This is a genomic window from Microbacterium sp. LMI1x-1-1.1 (assembly GCF_040676205.1).
Lineage (GTDB): Bacteria > Actinomycetota > Actinomycetes > Actinomycetales > Microbacteriaceae > Microbacterium > Microbacterium aquilitoris.
In genome coordinates, this window is the sequence record NZ_JBEGHM010000001.1 from 1,445,268 (window position 1) to 1,461,432 (window position 16,165).

Annotated in this window: 18 protein-coding genes; 12 read left to right on the forward strand and 6 right to left on the reverse strand. The window is 70.7% G+C overall.

Annotated features, from left to right (window positions below; translation table 11 throughout):
* Nucleotides 1–32: 32 nt before the first annotated feature.
* A complete protein-coding gene (locus MRBLMI1x_RS07060) occupies nucleotides 33–719 on the reverse strand; it encodes a response regulator transcription factor (RefSeq protein ID WP_116228368.1) in 687 nt (228 codons plus the stop codon).
* A 109-nt stretch (nucleotides 720–828) separates the two neighbouring features.
* On the opposite strand from MRBLMI1x_RS07060, the gene MRBLMI1x_RS07065 reads away from it, so the two are divergent.
* The 4 genes from MRBLMI1x_RS07065 (at nucleotide 829) to MRBLMI1x_RS07080 (ending at nucleotide 4,073) form a co-directional block, all read left to right on the forward strand.
* Nucleotides 829–1,122: a hypothetical protein gene (locus MRBLMI1x_RS07065; RefSeq protein ID WP_116228369.1), complete on the forward strand. Its 294-nt coding sequence runs from the start codon at nucleotides 829–831 to the stop codon at nucleotides 1,120–1,122.
* Nucleotides 1,123–1,291: 169 nt separating this feature from the next.
* Nucleotides 1,292–1,897, forward strand: coding sequence for an FABP family protein (locus MRBLMI1x_RS07070; protein WP_311869519.1), 606 nt, complete (start codon nucleotides 1,292–1,294; stop codon nucleotides 1,895–1,897).
* Nucleotides 1,897–2,976 (forward strand): YgfZ/GcvT domain-containing protein, encoded by a 1,080-nt coding sequence (locus MRBLMI1x_RS07075; RefSeq protein ID WP_363457572.1) that lies wholly within the window; start codon nucleotides 1,897–1,899, stop codon nucleotides 2,974–2,976. Before MRBLMI1x_RS07070 ends, MRBLMI1x_RS07075 begins: the two co-directional genes overlap by 1 nt.
* Nucleotides 2,977–2,978: 2 nt before the next feature.
* The gene (locus MRBLMI1x_RS07080; protein WP_363457575.1) at nucleotides 2,979–4,073 is read left to right on the forward strand and encodes an FUSC family protein; all 1,095 of its coding nucleotides are present in this window, start codon (nucleotides 2,979–2,981) and stop codon (nucleotides 4,071–4,073) included.
* A 44-nt stretch (nucleotides 4,074–4,117) separates the two neighbouring features.
* On the opposite strand, the gene MRBLMI1x_RS07085 is transcribed toward MRBLMI1x_RS07080, so the two are convergent.
* A complete protein-coding gene (locus tag MRBLMI1x_RS07085) occupies nucleotides 4,118–4,942 on the reverse strand; it encodes a class I SAM-dependent methyltransferase (RefSeq protein WP_018187142.1) in 825 nt (274 codons plus the stop codon).
* A 41-nt stretch (nucleotides 4,943–4,983) separates the two neighbouring features.
* Between MRBLMI1x_RS07085 and MRBLMI1x_RS07090 the strand changes: the two genes are divergently transcribed.
* On the forward strand, nucleotides 4,984–5,733 hold the full coding sequence (locus tag MRBLMI1x_RS07090; RefSeq protein ID WP_116228374.1) for a phosphoglyceromutase: 750 nt from the start codon (nucleotides 4,984–4,986) through the stop codon (nucleotides 5,731–5,733).
* 79 nt (nucleotides 5,734–5,812) lie between these two features.
* On the opposite strand, the gene phoU is transcribed toward MRBLMI1x_RS07090, so the two are convergent.
* The gene (gene phoU, locus MRBLMI1x_RS07095; RefSeq protein ID WP_018187144.1) at nucleotides 5,813–6,484 is read right to left on the reverse strand and encodes a phosphate signaling complex protein PhoU; all 672 of its coding nucleotides are present in this window, start codon (nucleotides 6,482–6,484) and stop codon (nucleotides 5,813–5,815) included.
* Between the two features lie 177 nt (nucleotides 6,485–6,661).
* On the opposite strand from phoU, the gene MRBLMI1x_RS07100 reads away from it, so the two are divergent.
* Nucleotides 6,662–7,855, forward strand: coding sequence for a sensor histidine kinase (locus MRBLMI1x_RS07100; RefSeq protein ID WP_116228375.1), 1,194 nt, complete (start codon nucleotides 6,662–6,664; stop codon nucleotides 7,853–7,855).
* Nucleotides 7,852–8,535: a response regulator transcription factor gene (locus tag MRBLMI1x_RS07105; protein WP_311859434.1), complete on the forward strand. Its 684-nt coding sequence runs from the start codon at nucleotides 7,852–7,854 to the stop codon at nucleotides 8,533–8,535. Before MRBLMI1x_RS07100 ends, MRBLMI1x_RS07105 begins: the two co-directional genes overlap by 4 nt.
* Before the next feature lie 63 nt (nucleotides 8,536–8,598).
* Here MRBLMI1x_RS07105 and MRBLMI1x_RS07110 read toward each other — a convergent pair whose 3' ends face one another.
* On the reverse strand, nucleotides 8,599–9,084 hold the full coding sequence (locus MRBLMI1x_RS07110) for a DNA modification methylase (RefSeq protein ID WP_116228376.1): 486 nt from the start codon (nucleotides 9,082–9,084) through the stop codon (nucleotides 8,599–8,601).
* A 133-nt stretch (nucleotides 9,085–9,217) separates the two neighbouring features.
* Here MRBLMI1x_RS07110 and MRBLMI1x_RS07115 point away from each other — a divergent pair, with 133 nt between their 5' ends.
* The 3 genes from MRBLMI1x_RS07115 (at nucleotide 9,218) to ispD (ending at nucleotide 12,260) form a co-directional block, all read left to right on the forward strand.
* Nucleotides 9,218–9,700, forward strand: a complete 483-nt coding sequence (locus tag MRBLMI1x_RS07115; RefSeq protein ID WP_018187148.1) for a CarD family transcriptional regulator — start codon at nucleotides 9,218–9,220, stop codon at nucleotides 9,698–9,700.
* A 95-nt stretch (nucleotides 9,701–9,795) separates the two neighbouring features.
* Complete coding sequence (locus MRBLMI1x_RS07120; protein ID WP_363457583.1) at nucleotides 9,796–11,073, forward strand: acyltransferase family protein; 1,278 nt, start codon at nucleotides 9,796–9,798, stop codon at nucleotides 11,071–11,073.
* A complete protein-coding gene (gene ispD, locus MRBLMI1x_RS07125) occupies nucleotides 11,070–12,260 on the forward strand; it encodes a 2-C-methyl-D-erythritol 4-phosphate cytidylyltransferase (protein WP_363457586.1) in 1,191 nt (396 codons plus the stop codon). Before MRBLMI1x_RS07120 ends, ispD begins: the two co-directional genes overlap by 4 nt.
* Before the next feature lie 9 nt (nucleotides 12,261–12,269).
* On the opposite strand, the gene MRBLMI1x_RS07130 is transcribed toward ispD, so the two are convergent.
* A complete protein-coding gene (locus MRBLMI1x_RS07130) occupies nucleotides 12,270–12,743 on the reverse strand; it encodes a GNAT family N-acetyltransferase (RefSeq protein ID WP_363457589.1) in 474 nt (157 codons plus the stop codon).
* 1 nt (nucleotide 12,744) lies between these two features.
* Nucleotides 12,745–13,671: a DMT family transporter gene (locus tag MRBLMI1x_RS07135; protein WP_363457592.1), complete on the reverse strand. Its 927-nt coding sequence runs from the start codon at nucleotides 13,669–13,671 to the stop codon at nucleotides 12,745–12,747.
* Nucleotides 13,672–13,729: 58 nt separating this feature from the next.
* Between MRBLMI1x_RS07135 and cysS the strand changes: the two genes are divergently transcribed.
* Complete coding sequence (gene cysS / locus MRBLMI1x_RS07140) at nucleotides 13,730–15,136, forward strand: cysteine--tRNA ligase (protein ID WP_363457595.1); 1,407 nt, start codon at nucleotides 13,730–13,732, stop codon at nucleotides 15,134–15,136.
* Entirely contained in the window at nucleotides 15,129–16,115 is a 987-nt protein-coding gene (rlmB, locus tag MRBLMI1x_RS07145; protein ID WP_018187154.1) for a 23S rRNA (guanosine(2251)-2'-O)-methyltransferase RlmB, read from the forward strand. The genes cysS and rlmB overlap by 8 nt, the downstream gene beginning before the upstream one ends.
* The last annotated feature ends 50 nt before the right edge of the window (nucleotides 16,116–16,165 follow it).

The window sequence follows — 16,165 nt, forward strand, 5'->3', positions numbered from 1 at the left end:
GAACACGACGAGCGGATGCCGCTGTGTCGCGCTCAGGCGGGGGAGCCCGGCAGCTGCTCGTCCTCGTACACGTTGAAGCGGTAGCCGACGTTGCGGACCGTCCCGATGAGCTGTTCGAGGTCGCCGAGCTTGGCGCGCAGCCGCCGCACGTGGACGTCCACGGTCCGGGTGCCGCCGAAGTAGTCGTAGCCCCAGACTTCGCTCAGGAGCTGTTCGCGGGTGAAGACGCGGGACGGATGCGTCGCGAAGAAGTGCAGGAGCTGGAATTCCTTGTACGTGAGGTCGAGCGGTCGGCCGTGGACCTTCGCGGAATAGGAGGACTCGTCGATCGTGATGCCGGAGGTCTGGATGCGGGTCGAGACCTGCTCCTTGGACACGCGCCCCACGGCGAGGCGGATCCGGGCATCGACCTCAGCGGGGCCGGCGGCCACGAGGATGACGTCGTCGATGCCCCAGTCGGGCGAGACGGCGGTCAATCCGCCCTCGGTCACGACAAGGATGAGCGGTGCGTCGTGCCCGGTGGTCGTGAGGATCTTGCAGAGCGACTTCGCTCCGACGAGGTCTCGGCGCGCGTCGACGAAGACGACGTCTGCGTGAGGGGCGTTGACGAGCTGCGCCGCCTCTGCGGGGATCTGCCGGACGCGGTGGCTCAGCAGTTCGAGAGCGGGCAGGACGGAGTCGCCGCCGGCGGCGGAGCTCAGGACGAGCAACTGTGCCAAGGGGGACCCTCCGGTGCGGACTCGGAACCGCGTCTCATCTTAGGGGTAGCCCCGGTGCCGCCTGCGCCGCGTCCCTGCGCACCGCCGGGACGTGCGCAACAATGGGGGGATGACCTCGCCCGAGATCCTTCCCCGCTCGCGGGCCGCCGGTGTCATCGCCGTCTGGGTGGCGGCGGCTCTCATCGCCCTGGCCATCGGGATCTTCGTCGAACCGGACTGGCGCGGGGCATGGCTCCTCGTGGGCCTCGGACTCTCTTTCTTCCTGGCCTTCGCCGTCCAATTGGCGACGGGGCGCTCGCAGGGCTTCATCCTCAGGATCTCGGCCAGTGTGCTCGGCGCGCTGGTGGTCATGGGGCTGCTGGGCGCGGGCTTCGCGCTGGCCGAACTCCTCGCCTCGGCGTGACCGCGTCGTCCGCCGACCGTGGGGCCGCATCCGGCCGCTAAAGTGGACGGCATGGATCTCGTCGCACTCGAACTCTTCTTCGTCGGGCTGCTCGGCCTCGCATCGCTCGCGATCGCGTTCGTGTCCGGCGTCGTCGTCTGGAACCTCTACCGCGGTCAGCGCTGAGCTCGTGATCGATCTGCCGACGGACCTTCCGGCTGATCTGGTCCCGCTCTCCTGGTTGCTGGGTGTCTGGGAAGGCACCGGCGTTCTCGAGTACGACGCGCAGGGCCGGACGATGTCGGGTGAGTTCTCGCACCGCGTGAGCTTCAGCCACGACGGCGGCGATGCCCTGAATTACTCGGCGACTGCCTGGTTCGAGGATGCCGACGGCAACCGCACCGACCTCGTCGCCGAGACCGGCTACTGGCGCCTCTCGCGTCCTGCGACCGAGGCGGACGCCGGTCCCGCGCTCCTTCCGGCCCTCGCCCCTCGCTCCGAGCCGCGCTCCGTCCATGACGTCGAGGAGCTTCGCACCGAGGCAGGCGGCTTCGAGATCACGGTGGCCCTCGTCCACTCCGACGGGATCAGCGAGCTCTACCTCGGTCAGGTCCGCGGACCTCGGATCGACATCGCGACGGACGCCATCGTGCGCCCCGCCGGCGCCAAGGAGTACGCGTCGGCGACCCGGATGTACGGGCTCGTCGACGGGCACCTGCTCTGGGCGTGGGACGTCGCCGCCCTCGGGTCCGCACTGTCGTCGCACGCCTCCGCTCGGCTCGCGAAGGTCCAGTGATGAGCGACGCCTTCGCGGCCGTCCCCGGCGCCGTCGTCGATGACCGGGGCCTCGCCCACCTCGGGAACCCGGTCCGCGAGCAGCGCGAGCTCGCCGCCGGTGCGGCGATCGTGCCCCTCGCAGACCGGGTCGTCCTGACCGTCGCCGGTGAGGACCGGCTCTCGTGGCTGGATTCGATCACCTCGCAGGCGCTGACCTCGCTGGCCCCCGCCGTCGGCACCGAGCTGCTCGTGCTCGACCCGCAGGGGCACGTGGAGCACGCGGCATCCGTCGTCGATGACGGCGAGCGGACGTGGCTCATCGTCGACCGGGACCGCGCCCAAGGGCTGCTGACCTGGCTGACGCGCATGCGGTTCCGGCTGCGCGTGGACCCGCAGGATGCGTCGGCCGACTTCGGCGTCGTGGCGGGTACCGGTGCAGCGGTCGGCGTGCTCGGTGCCGCGGTCGTCTGGCGTGACCCATGGCCGAACGTCGGCGTCGGCGGGTGGGGGTACGCGGCGACGCAGCCGCATCCCGGGGCGGACCGAGACTGGGCCGAAGCCGTCGTCCCGCGCGCCGCCTGGGACGATCTCGCCGCGGCGGCCGTCCGCGGCGACGTCCGACTGGCCGGCTACCTTGCGGCCGACGCGCTGCGCGTCGCGGCCTGGCGCCCGAGCGCGAGCGCCGAAGCCGACGGACGCACCCTTCCGCACGAGGTCGACTGGCTGCGCACCGCCGTCCACCTCGACAAGGGCTGCTATCGCGGGCAGGAGACGGTGGCGAAGGTCCACAACCTCGGGCATCCGCCGCGTCGCATGGTCTTCCTCCAGCTCGACGGGTCGGATGCCGAGCTCCCGACCGTCGGCAGCGCCGTCCGCCTCGACGGTGCCGACGTCGGCGCGATCACCTCGGTCGCCCGTCACCACGAAGAGGGTCCCATCGCCCTGGCGATCGTGAAGCGCTCGGTGCCCGTCGATTCCGCACTGACCGTCGAGGTCGGCGACGGCGAGGTCGCTGCCGCTCAGGAGGTCGTCGTGCCACCGGATGCGGGGCGCGCGGCATCCGTCCCTCGTCTGCCCCGACTCTCCCAGCGCCGCTGACGATGACGGGGGAACCGACCGTCACGGCTCCGGTGCCCACCGTCCGGAAGTATCCGCGGGAGGGCTGGGCGCGCCTGCGCGGGTCGGCCGTCGCGATCGTGCAGTTGGTCGTCGCCGCGAGCGCTGCGTTCTCGATCGCGCATTACGGGCTGGGGCATCCTGCCCCGCTGATCGCGGCGACCGTCACGATCTCGAGCCTCGGCCTGGTCCGCGACGCCCGGCCGTGGCGGGTGCTCGAGACCGTCATCGGGATGGTGCTCGGCGTGTTCGTCGCGGAGCTCGTCGTCGTCACCGCCGGGAGCGGCTGGTGGCAGCTGGCCTTGACGCTCGCGGTGAGTCTGTCGATCGCCCGGTTCGTGTCTCCGCAGGCGGGGTTCGCGATCGCGGCGGCGATCCAGTCGATCATCGTCGTCGTCGTACCGGCGCAGGTGCCGTTCCTCCGTCTTCTCGACGCCCTCATCGGCGGGGCGATGGCCCTTCTGGTGACCGCCCTCATCCCGCGGAGCCCTGTCCGCACCGCGCTGACCGACGCGGCCCGGCTGTTCGACGCGTTCCAGGGCGCGGCGGGCACCGTCGCGCAGGGGCTGCGTCGCGGCAGTCGTGTGCGCGCGGAGCGCGGGCTCGAGAAGGCGCGGAGTCTGCAGACGCTCGTCGACGACTGGCGGACGTCCGTCGAATCCGGCATCGCCATCGCGCGCATCTCGCCGTTCCTCCGGCGGCAGCGGTTCGAACTCGCACGCTACGAGCGGATGCGGATCAGCATGGACCTCGCGGTGCGAAACCTCCGCGTCGTCGCGCGTCGTTCGGTGTACCTCGTCGACGACGGTCGCACGCGCGACGTCGCAGCGGATCTGCTCCTCGACCTCACGCGTGGCGCCGATCTCCTGCAGTCCTCCCTGACCGACATCACCTTCGAGCCCGCCGCGCGCGAGCTGCTCACCGCCGTCGCCGCCCGCCTCGACCCGGTGGCGCTCGTGCCCGACGGTTCGCTGGGCGATCAGACTCTCGTCACCGCGCTTCGCCCTCTCGCGACCGATCTCCTGTGCGCGGCCGGGCTGAGCCCGGCCGACGCGAGGGCGCTGCTCCCGCGAGTGTGACACGCACACCGCGTCACCGCGGTGCGACGGCCTCCCGCACCCCGTCACCGCGGTGCGACGGCCTCCCAGGGCACGGTGAACTCACCCAGCCGCCAGCGCGAGCGCGAGCCGATCGGCCAGCCGGCGCCGGCCAACGCCTCGAGAGTCGAGCGCCATCGCTGGACGGGACCGAACGACGAGGCCGCGACGGCGCGCGTCCACTCCCGCTCGAGCGCATCGATCACCTCGTGCACGCGCTCGCCGGGGACGTTCCGATGGATCAGCGCCTTCGGCAGACGCTCGGCGGCGATCGCGGGGGAGTCGAGCTCCGCGAGTCGCAACGAGATCGTGAGGCTGCGGGGTGCGGCATCCGGTCCCACCTCGATCCACGTCGAGATGCGCCCCAGCTCGTCGCACGTCCCCTCGACGAGCATGCCGTCGGGACGCAGTCGCGCCGCCATCCGCGCCCACGCCCCGGGGACGTCCTGCTCGTCGTACTGCCGCAGCACGTTGAACGCTCGGATGACGGCGGGCCGACGGTCTCCCGGCACCGGCACCTCGAAGCCGCCGCGCGCGAACGACACCCGCGCGTCCGGGGCGAACACCCCGTCGCCGGCTCGCACGCGCGCGAGCTGCTCCCGCGCCCGAGCGACGCGCGCCGGTTCGATCTCGAGCCCCAGCACCTCGACGTCGGGCCGAGCGTGGCGGAGCCTCGCCTCGAGCTCGAACGCGGTCACGCCGCTCGCCCCGTAGCCGAGGTCGACCACGAGTGGATCCGCCGTCCGTCGCAGGATCGGATGCCGCGCGATCCAGCGGTCCACACGGCGAAGCCGGTTGGTGTTCGTCGTCCCTCGGGTCACCTGCCCCACGACCGGCTCGGAACGCGTCATGACCCCATGATCCCATCGCCCGCGCCGGTAGGATTGCGAGCATGACAGCCCCCTACACGTTGATCCTTCTTCGGCACGGTCAGAGCGAGTGGAACAAGTCCAACCAGTTCACCGGCTGGGTGGACGTCCGCCTCACCGACCAGGGCAAAGCGGAGGCCCAGCGCGGCGGCGAGCTGCTGAAGGAGTCGGGCCTGCTCCCCGACATCCTCCACACGTCGGTGCTGTCGCGAGCCATTCAGACCGCCAACATCGCGCTCGACGCGGCCGACCGTCTCTGGGTCCCGGTCAAGCGCTCGTGGCGTCTCAACGAGCGTCACTACGGCGCGCTGCAGGGCAAGGACAAGGCCCAGACCCTCGACGAATTCGGCGAGGAGCAGTTCATGCTGTGGCGCCGGTCGTTCGACGTGCCGCCGCCGGACATCTCCGACGACGACCCCTACACGCAGGTGGGCGACGTCCGGTACGCCGGCATCGACGGCGAGGTTCCGCGCACCGAGTCGCTCAAGATCGTCATCGACCGACTGCTTCCCTACTGGGAGAGCGAGATCGTCCCCGACCTGAAGGCCGGAAAGACCGTCATGGTCACCGCCCACGGCAACTCGCTGCGCGCACTGGTGAAGCACCTCGACGGCATCAGCGACGACGACATCGCCGAGCTGAACATCCCCACCGGCATCCCGCTGGTGTACCGCCTCGACGAGAACCTCGAGCCCCTCGGGCCGGGCGAATACCTCGACCCCGAGGCCGCCGCCGCCGGCGCCGCCGCGGTCGCCTCGCAGGGCAAGAAGTAAGCCGCACACCTCGGAAGACACGAAGAGCGGATGCCTCGCGGCATCCGCTCTTCGTCGTCCGGGCGGACCCGGAGCGAGATCAGACCTCGGCGTCGACGCCTTCAGGGTCGGCCGCCCACGTGCCGGTCGCCAGGTATGAGACCTTCTTGGCGACGGAGAGGGCGTGGTCGCCGAAGCGCTCGTGGTAGCGCGAGGCCAGGGTGGCGTCGACCGTCGCGGAGGCCTCGCCCTGCCAGTTGTCGCTCAGCACCTTCTCGAAGACGGCGAGGTGCAGGGCGTCGAGCTGGTCGTCGAGTTCGTGGAGGCGGTTCACGAGCGAGAGGTCCTCGGTGCGGAGGAGATCGGCCAGTGTGCGGGCCACCTCGGTGTCGATCTCGCCCATCTTCGTGAACGTGTTCTTGAGCCCCTTGGGGACGGCGCGCTCTGGGAAGCGCATGCGCGTCAGCTGGGCGATGTGCTCCGCGATGTCGCCCATCCGCTCGAGCGACGCGCTGACGCGGAGCGCGGCGACGACGATGCGCAGGTCGCGCGCGACCGGCTGCTGGCGGGCGAGGATCTCGATGGCGAGCTCATCGAGCTCGATGGCCCGGTCGTCGATCACCTTGTCGTTGTCGATGACCTCTTCGGCCAGGGCGACGTCGCTCGTCGCGAAGGCGCGGGTCGCCTGCTCGATCGCGACGGTGACGAGGTCGGAGATCTCGACGAGACGGGTCTGCACGTCCTCGAGGGACTGGTGGAAAACTTCGCGCATGGAGCACCTTCTCTTCGTGCGGGCGGGTGAGGGGCGCGACCTGTCGCGCGGAGACCTCGGCGATCCTCCCGCGCTCAGGTTAACGGTCGGTGCCGACACGGTGAACAGTCGGCGGTGCGGGGCGCACGGCCCGATATCCGTCCGATTGCGGGGGTGCGACCACCTTACGCTGGGGGCATGGATTCGACGCAGCTCGAGCTGCTGGCGCTCGTCGTGGGGCTCCTGGTCGGCGCCGGCGCCGTGGGCCTCGTCGTCTACGCCGTACGGGCGCGGGAGCGCACCCGACTGGTGACGTCGACGGATCTGCCGGAGGGCACGGCCTCGGTCCTGCAGGGGATGGATGACGCGGCCGTCGTCGTCGATCCGTCGATGCTCGTCCTCGCCGCGTCGGCGACCGCCGAGGTCTTCTCTCTGCGCGTGAACGACAGCCTGGACTCGGATCGACTGCGCCTGCTGGTCCGGAACGCCCGTCAGACGGGTCTTCCGGCCTCCGAGAACATGACGCTCAAGCGTGGCGTCGAGCCGCGTGTCGTGGCTGCCCGCGCCAGTGTCATCACCCCGCGGCTCACCCTCATCGTCATCCGCGACATCACCGAGCGCGAACGTGTGGAGCAGATGCGGCGCGACTTCGTCTCGAACACGTCCCACGAGCTGAAGACGCCGGTCGGCGCGGTGACGCTGCTGGCCGAGGCGATCGAGTCGGCCTCGGACGACCCGGAGCAGGTGCGTCACTTCGCGCGCCGTCTCAGCGCCGAGGCGAATCGCCTCGGACAGCTCACCTCCCGCATCATGAACCTGTCCCGCCTGCAGTCCGCCGACGAGATCGCCGAGATGCGCGACGTCTCGGTCGACGAGGTGGTGCGTTCAGCGATCGAGTCGCAGGCGGTCACCGCCGAATCCGCCGGCATCACGGTCGCCCGCGGGGGAGACAAGGGCTTGTTCGTCCGCGGCGATCCGCAGATCCTCACCGAGGCCGTCAGCAATCTCCTCGCCAACGCGATCGCCTACTCGCCGGCGGGAGCGCAGGTGGGCGTCGGGGTCCGCACGGCGGACGGAGCGGTCGAGATCGCCGTGGCGGACCACGGCATCGGCATCCCCGAAAGCGATCAGCAGCGCATCTTCGAGCGGTTCTACCGCGCCGACCAGGCACGATCCCGCCGCACGGGCGGGACGGGCCTCGGTCTCTCGATCGTGAAGCACGCCGTGCAGCGACACGGCGGCTCCGTCGAACTGTGGTCCCGCCCCGGACGGGGGTCGACCTTCACCATCCGCCTGCCTCTCGTCGCCACCTCCGAGCTCACCATCCCCCGCAAGCACAAGAAACCGAAGAAGACCGGCGCGAAGGCGCCCGCCAGAAGGAACGCACCATGACCCGAGTCCTGATCGTCGAAGACGAACCCGACCTCGCCGACCCGTTGGCCTACCTCCTCCGTCGGGAGGGTTTCGAGGTGGAGATCGCCGAGGACGGCGGCCTGGCCCTCGACGCCTTCACGTCTCGGGGCGCCGACATAGTCCTCCTCGATCTGATGCTCCCCGGGATGCCGGGGACCGAGGTGTGCCGCGTCATCCGATCCACCTCGAAGGTGCCGATCATCATGCTGACGGCCAAGGACAGCGAGGTCGACATCGTCGTCGGTCTCGAGCTGGGGGCGGACGACTACATCACGAAGCCCTACTCCTCGAGGGAGCTGCTGGCGCGCATGCGAGCGGTCCTCCGCCGCAGCGAGAGCGACGACCTCGACGTCGACGATCGGGTCATCGAGGGGGGTCGGGTGAGCCTCGACATCGACCGTCACACGGTCTCCGTCGCCGGCAAGGAGATCTCCATGCCGCTGAAGGAGTTCGAGCTGCTCGAGCTCCTCATGCGCAACGCCGGCCGTGTCCTCACCCGCGGGCAGCTCATCGACCGAGTGTGGGGGAGCGACTACTTCGGCGACACGAAGACGCTCGACGTGCACATCAAACGCATCCGATCGCGGATCGAGGAGAACCCGAGCGAGCCGGTCATGCTTCTGACGGTACGCGGCCTCGGATACCGATTCGAGTCCTGACCGCTCGACATGAAGAAGGCCCCCACCGCAGCGGTGGGGGCCTTCTTCATGTGCGCGCGCGGGTCAGCTCGCGGGCGTCGCCGTCGCGGCCGGGGTCGGCACGAACTGCGTGTAGTAGGGGAGCGTGCCGTCCAGGATCGGCACGCTGATGCGAACGCCTTCACCCTCGCCGGACTGGAAGGACACGTCGACGTTCGCGCCGGGCTTGCCCACGTCGTCGAAGAGCATGGCGGCCGAGTCGACGCCGAGCGAGACGGACGAGTTCGCACCGACCTCGAGCTTCTGCGCCTGGCCGTCGATCGAGACGTTCAGCGTCAGGTCGTCGTCGGTGCTGTTGACGACGGCAGCGACCAGGTTGCCGAGCGTGCCGTCCTCGTTCGCGATGATCAGAGCGTTGCGCACCGTGAGCGGGCCGGAGTCGGGGACGTTGACGCCGTCGGACGCGGAGTACTGGATGGTCGTCGCCTGCGGTGCCAGCATGTTGCAGCCGGTGGTGCCCAGAACGACAGCAGCGCCCAGGGCGAGGGACGCGATGAGACGCGATTTCACGGATCCTCCAGATGACACGAACGGCGACCCTCTCATCCTATGGGGTCGCGGCGAGGCCGTCGGGCAGGAGGGTGGCGAACTCTAGCGTATGTCGCCTGTGGTATTCTGGAGGTTGCCGAAAGGACACAACTGCATGCTTTTTGAGGTTGGCGAAACCGTCGTCTATCCGCACCATGGCGCTGCGACCATCATCGAGGTCAAGGATCGCGTCATCAAGGGCGAGACGAAGAAATACCTGAAGCTCAACGTCACCCAGGGAGACCTCATCATCGAGGTCCCCGCGGACAACGTGGATCTCGTGGGCGTCCGTGACGTGATCGGGAAGGACGGGCTCGAGAAGGTCTTCGACGTCCTCCGCGCTCCCTTCACCGAGGAGCCGACCAACTGGTCGCGTCGCTACAAGGCGAACCTCGAGAAGCTCGCGTCGGGTGATGTCATCAAGGTGAGCGAGGTCGTGCGCGACCTCTGGCGCCGTGATCAGGACCGCGGTCTCTCCGCGGGTGAGAAGCGGATGCTCGCGAAGGCGCGGCAGATCCTCATCTCCGAGATCGCCCTGGCTCTGAAGGCCGACGAGGAGAAGGCATCCGCCGTCCTCGACGAGGTCCTCGCCTCCTGAGACATCGACAGAACGGCCGGCCCACCAGCCGGCCGTTCTTCGTTGTCCGGGCGCATTCCGATGCGGAGTGAGCAGGAGACCGGCATGATGAGGCGGTGACCACCCGCGCCGCGCCCGCCGCCGTCGACCTCTCACGCCGCGATCTCACGCTCGATCTCGCGCGGGTCGTGTGCGTCCTGTTCGTCATCGTCGTCCACCTCGTGCAGGTGGGGATCGGCCCCGGACCGGACGGCGGCCTCGCGGCATCCCGTCCCGCCGAGGAACAGCCCTGGTTCAACGCCGCGACCTGGGTCGGGCAGATCATGCCGCTGTTCTTCGTCGTCGGGGGTTTCGCCGCCGCGACCGGATGGCGGTCGTGGACGACGAAGGGCGGGGATGCCGCGGGCTTCATCCGCACCCGCACGCTCCGACTCGCTCAGCCGGCCCTACCGCTGTTCCTCTTCTTCGCGATCGTCCTCGGCGTCGCGACCGCTGCCGGTCTGCCGCCGCAGTTGGTGGCCGACGCCGCGATCGGCGCGGGATCGCCCCTCTGGTTCCTCGCGGCGTATCTGCTGTGCCAGGCCGCGGTTCCGTTCCTCGCCGCGTGCCACGCGCGTCGTCCCGTCCTCACCCTCGCGGTCCTCGCCGCCGGGGTCGTCCTCGTCGATGCGGCCCGTTTCTCGATCGGCATCCCCGAGATCGGTCTCCTCAACCTGCTCTTCGTGTGGCCGCTCGTCCAGCAACTCGGGTTCTGGTACGCGGACGGATGGTTCGACCGTCGGCATTCGCTCGTCCTGGTCGGCGTCGCGGCCGCGTGCTACGCGGCGCTCTGGCCGCTCACCGCGATCGGGCCGTACTCGGCGAGCATGCTCGGCAACCTGAACCCTCCCACCGTGCCGCTGGTCGTGCTGGGCGTCGCGCAGGCATGCCTGCTCAGGCTGCTCAAACCGCTCCTCACCCGCCTCATGTCGCTCCGGCCGATGCAGGGTGTCGTCTTCGTGCTGGGGTCGCGCCTCATGACGATCTACCTGTGGCACCTGCCCGTCATGCTCGCTCTGACCGGTCTCAGTCTGCTGATCCCGGGCGCGGCTCCGACTCCGGCCTCCGCGGAGTGGTGGTGGTCGCGACCGGTCCTGTTCGTCGCGGTGCTCGGGGTGCTCCTGGCGTTGTCGCTCGCGATCGCGAAGTGGGAGGCTCTCGGCACGCTCGGTCCCACCCCGCATCCGATCGTCGTCGGCCTCGCCTGGGTGTGCGCCTTCCTTCCGCCGTTCGCGGTCATGGAGTGGTTCCTCGATCTGCCGATCGCCGCGGTCGGCGCACTCCTCCTGGGCGTCGCCGTCCTGCTCCTGCGCCGCCGTCCGTCGCCCGATCGCTCGGTACGCTCGAAGGCATGAGCATCATCCCCGTTCCGCGTGTGGCCGTGATCGTCGTCGCGGCGGGATCGGGGACGCGTCTCGGAGCAGGGTCGCCGAAGGCCTTCGTCGGCATCGACGCGCACACGATCCTCCGTCACGCCCTGCGCGGCGTCTTCGACGCTCCCGAGGCGCAGGTGATCGTCGTCGCCCCGGACGACCGCGTCGGCGACGCCACGACGGAGGCCCTGGGCACGGCCGGTGGGCGCCGTGATCTGGTGTCGGTGGTGGCAGGCGGGGCGACGCGTCAGGAATCGGTCGCGGCGGGCCTCGCCGCGGTCTGGGCGGATGTCGAGATCGTGCTGGTCCACGATGCGGCGCGGGCGCTCACCCCGCCGGACGTCTTCGCGCGCGTGATCGACGCCGTCGCGGAGGGTTCGGACGCGGTCATCCCGGTCCTCCCGGTCGTGGACACGCTCAAGCGCGTCGCGGACGATGTCGTCGTGGAGCCGGTCGACCGCTCCGTCCTCGCCGCGGCGCAGACACCCCAAGGGTTCCGACGCGCGGTCCTCGACGGCGCGTATCGGGATGCCGCAGCCGACCACACCGACGATGCGGCCCTCCTGCAGTCCGCCGGCACGCAGGTGCGTACGGTGCCGGGGGACGAGCGAGCGTTCAAGATCACGACGACCGCCGACCTGGACCGCGCCCGCGCGCTCGTCGAGCCGGTCCCTCGCGCCGCGTCGCCGGCCTCGCCCTCGATCCCGCGCGTCGGGATGGGGACGGACGTGCACGCGTTCGGCGGTGACGACACGCTCTGGCTGGCCGGTCTGGAGTGGCCGGGCGAGCCCGGGCTCAAGGGGCACTCCGACGGGGATGCCGTGGCCCACGCCATCGTGGACGCGGTTCTCGCCGCGGCCGGGCTCGGCGACATCGGCACGCATTTCGGGACGGCTCAGCCCGAGTACGCCGGGGCGCACGCGGCGGCGTTCCTCGCGCGGACGCGCGTCCTCGCGGCCGAGGCGGGGTGGGTGGTCGGCAACGTCAGTGTGCAGGTGCAGGCCAATCGTCCGCGCTTCGCCGCCCGCCGGGTCGAAGCCGAGCGAGTGCTCTCCGAAGCCCTCGGGGCACCGGTCTCGGTGTCGGCGACCACGACTGACGGGCTCGGTTTCACCGGCACCGGCGACGGTGTCGCGGCCTTCGCGGTGGCTGTCGTCTTCCCCGCCTGAGCGGACGGATCAGAGCGCCCGCGTCATGAACGTCGATGCCGGATCGGGCAGGTAGTCGCCGAACGCAGGGCACTCGATGAACCCCTCGCTGACGTACAGCGTGCGCGCGGCCAGGAAACCGGCATCCGATCCCGTTTCGAGCCACACCCGGGTGAGCCCGCGCGCCCGAGCATCGGTGAGGATGTGGCGGAGGATCGCGCGACCCACACCGGTGCCGAGGTGGGCGGCGGCGACGCGCATCGACTTCAGTTCGCCGTCGGTCTCGCCGAGGAGTGCGAGGGCACCGATCCCGGCGAGTTCTTCGCCGCGCCAGGCGGACCACACCGTGACGGACGGCTCCTGCAGCTGCGCGACACCGAGCGCGTGAACGCTCTCGGCGGGGCTGAGTTCGTGCATGCCCGCCAGGTGGTGCCGGACGAGTGCGACGGATGCCTCCCCGGTGAGGTCGTCCACGCGGATGTCGAGATCCTCGGGCGCGGCCACCTCAGGCCTCCACGGCGTACGGTCGAGGGTCGCGAGGGCGGCGGGACCCCCACGCGAGCGTCGCGAGTCCGACGGCGAGGACCGCGAGGCCGGCGACGGCGAGCGGTGACAGGGTCTCGCCGAGCGCGGTGACGCCCAGCACGGTCGCCGTGAGCGGTTCGGCGAGGGTCAGTGTCGCCGCGGTCGCCGCCGTCAGACCCTGCAGTCCCCAGGTGAAGAGCGCGTAGGCGACGGCGATCGTCGCGAGGCCGAGCCACAGCGCCATCGCGATGCCGGGGGGCGTGAGGGCCCACGACAGATCCACGAACGGGATGACGGCCGCGCACACGAGCGCAGAGCCGACCCCCATGGCGCCGACGACGGTGAAGGCGTCCCAGCCGGCGTCGAGCAGACGACGCTGGGCGTTCGCGATCACCGCGAAGCACGCGCCCGCGCCGACGGCGGCGGCGAGGCCGAGCGCGTCGACACCGCCCGTGCCGCCTCCGCCTCCGACGCCGAGCAGGACCACCCCGACCGCGGCGAGGGCGGTCGCGGCCATCCACAGCGGCGACGGCACACGGCGCGAGAGGATCCATTCGAGGATGCCGGCCAGCACGGGCGCGGAGCCGAGCGCGATGACCGTGCTCACGGCGACACCGTTCGTCTGCGTCCCGAGGAAGAAGAGGGGCTGGTAGAGGCTGAGAGCCACTCCGGTGACGGCCATCAGAGTGAGCGGTCGCCAGGACGGGGCGGGCCGCGGCCCGTGGGGCGCCCGGCGGCGATGGGCGGCGGCGAGCCCGAAGGCCAGGACGGCGAGCGCCGTCCCGCCGACCACCGAGCGCGCGACGCCGACCGCGAGCGCGGACGCCCCGTCGGGGCCGAGTGCTCGGGCGGTTCCCGTCGTCCCGAACAGGAGGGCGGCGGCCAAGACGGCGAACACGTGCAGCACCCGTCCTTTCTATCGTCTCGGAGCGGGCTCGGATGCCACCCCCCGGTAGCATGGACCGGTGACGGTTCGGCTCTACGACTCCCAGGCTCAGGCGCTGCGCGACTTCGCGCCCGCCGACCCCGAGAACGTCACGATGTACGTCTGCGGGCCGACGGTGCAATCCGGCCCGCACATCGGCCACGTCCGCGCGGCGCTGAGCTTCGACATCCTCCGCCGGTGGCTCGCGCACCGGTTCGGCCGGGTCACCTTCGTGCGGAACGTGACCGACATCGATGACAAGGTCCTCGCGAACGCGAGCGACGCCGAGCCGTGGTGGGCACTGGCCTACCGGATGGAGCTCGAGTTCTCGCGCGCGTATGCCGCGGTCGGCATCCTGCCCCCGACGTACGAGCCGCGGGCGACGGCATCCATCCCGCAGATGCAGGAGCTCATCGAGCGCCTCATCCAGGCGGGGCACGCGTACGCCGCCGCCGGCGATGTGTACTTCGACGTGCGCTCCTGGCCGCAGTACGGGGCCCTCACGCACCAGTCGGTCGACGCCATGGAGTCGGCCGCCGACGCCGATCCGCGCGGCAAGCGGGACCCGCGCGACTTCGCGCTCTGGAAGGGGACGAAGGCCGACGAGCCCGCGGATGCCGCATGGGACTCTCCCTGGGGCTCAGGACGACCGGGCTGGCACATCGAGTGCTCGGCGATGAGCCGCCGTTACCTCGGCCCGGAGTTCGACATCCACGGCGGTGGCCTGGACCTCCGCTTCCCGCACCACGAGAATGAGCTCGCACAGTCGACCGCGGCCGGTGACGCTTTCGCCCGTTACTGGGTGCACAACGGTCTCGTCACCGTCGGCGACCAGAAGATGTCGAAGTCGCTCGGCAACTTCCTCCTCGCCGACGACGTCCTCCGCGACACCGACCCGCTCGTGGTCCGTTATGCGCTCATCTCGGCGCACTACCGCTCGAACCTCGACATCACCGAGTCGACGTTCGCCGAAGCGGATGCTGCGCTCGGCCGCATCCGCTCGTTCCTGCAGCGCGCCATCCGCGCCGGGGACGGATCCGTCGGGTGGTTCGCGGGAGCGGACCTTCCGGCCGAGTTCGCGGCCGCGTTGGACGACGACCTCGGCGTGCCGCAGGCTCTCGCGGTCCTCCATGAGACGGTCCGCCGCGGCAACGCGGCCCTCGACGCGGAGGATTCCGCCGCCGCGGACGACGCGCTCCGCCAGGTGACGGCGATGACCCGCCTCCTCGACATCGACCCCATGGATGCGAAGTGGTCGGGGGCAACGGCGCAGTCCATGGCCACCGCCCTGGACCGCCTCGTCACCACCATGATCCACCAGCGCGCGGACGCCCGCGCGACGAAAGACTGGGCGGCAGCCGACCGCATCCGCGACGCGATCGCGGCGGCCGGTGTCGTCCTCGAAGACGGTCCCTCGGGGACCCATTGGAGTCTGAACAATGGCTAAGCCTGGAAACCCCTCCGCGGGACGCGGCAAGAAGGGCCCCACGAAGGGGACCGGCGGCAAGAACAAGCGCTCGCTCGAGGGGCGCGGCCCGACCCCCAAGGCCGAGGACCGCGCCTGGCACCCCGCCGGCAAGCGCAAGGCCGCCAAGGAGCGCTTCGTCGCGGCGGGCGGCAAGCCGCAGATCCGCCAGACCACGGGCGGCCGCGCGCCCAAGGCGAAGTCCGGGGACGACACCGAGACCGTGACCGGGCGCAACAGCGTCCTCGAGGCCCTCCGCGCCAAGATCCCGGCGACCGCGTTCTACATCGCGCAGCGCGTCGAGATGGATGACCGCGTCAAGGAGATGCTCTCCATCGCGACGAACCGCGAGATCCCCGTCCTCGAGGTCACCCGACAGGAGCTCGACCGCATGGCCGGCTTCGACGGCGTCCACCAGGGCGTCGCGCTCAAGGTCCCGCCCTACGAGTACGCGCACCCGCAGGACCTGCTCGAGCAGGTCATCGAGCGCGGCCAGCTTCCGCTGTTCGTCGCCCTCGACGGCATCACCGACCCCCGCAATCTCGGCGCGATCATCCGCTCGACGGCCGCGTTCGGCGGACAGGCGATCATCCTGCCGCAGCGGCGTTCGGCGGGCGTCAATTCCGCCGCGTGGAAGACCAGCGCCGGTGCTGCCGCCCGCATCCCGGTGTCGATCGCCCCGAACCTGACGACGACGCTCAAGGAGTTCAAGAAGCAGGGCGTCTTCATCCTCGGTCTCGACGGCGGCGGCGACGTGTCGCTCCCCGCGCTCGAGCTGGCCGACCGTCCGGTCGTCATCGTCGTCGGCTCCGAGGGCAAGGGGCTCTCGCGCCTGGTCACCGAGACGTGCGACCAGATCGTGTCGATCCCCATCAACGCGGCGACCGAATCGCTGAACGCCGGGATCGCGGCATCCGTCGCGCTGTACCAGGTGTCCACCCTCCGGGCCGCGAGCGAGTGACGCATCTCCGCCGCCGCTGGGCGGACGGATAGCGCGACCACAGGGAGACG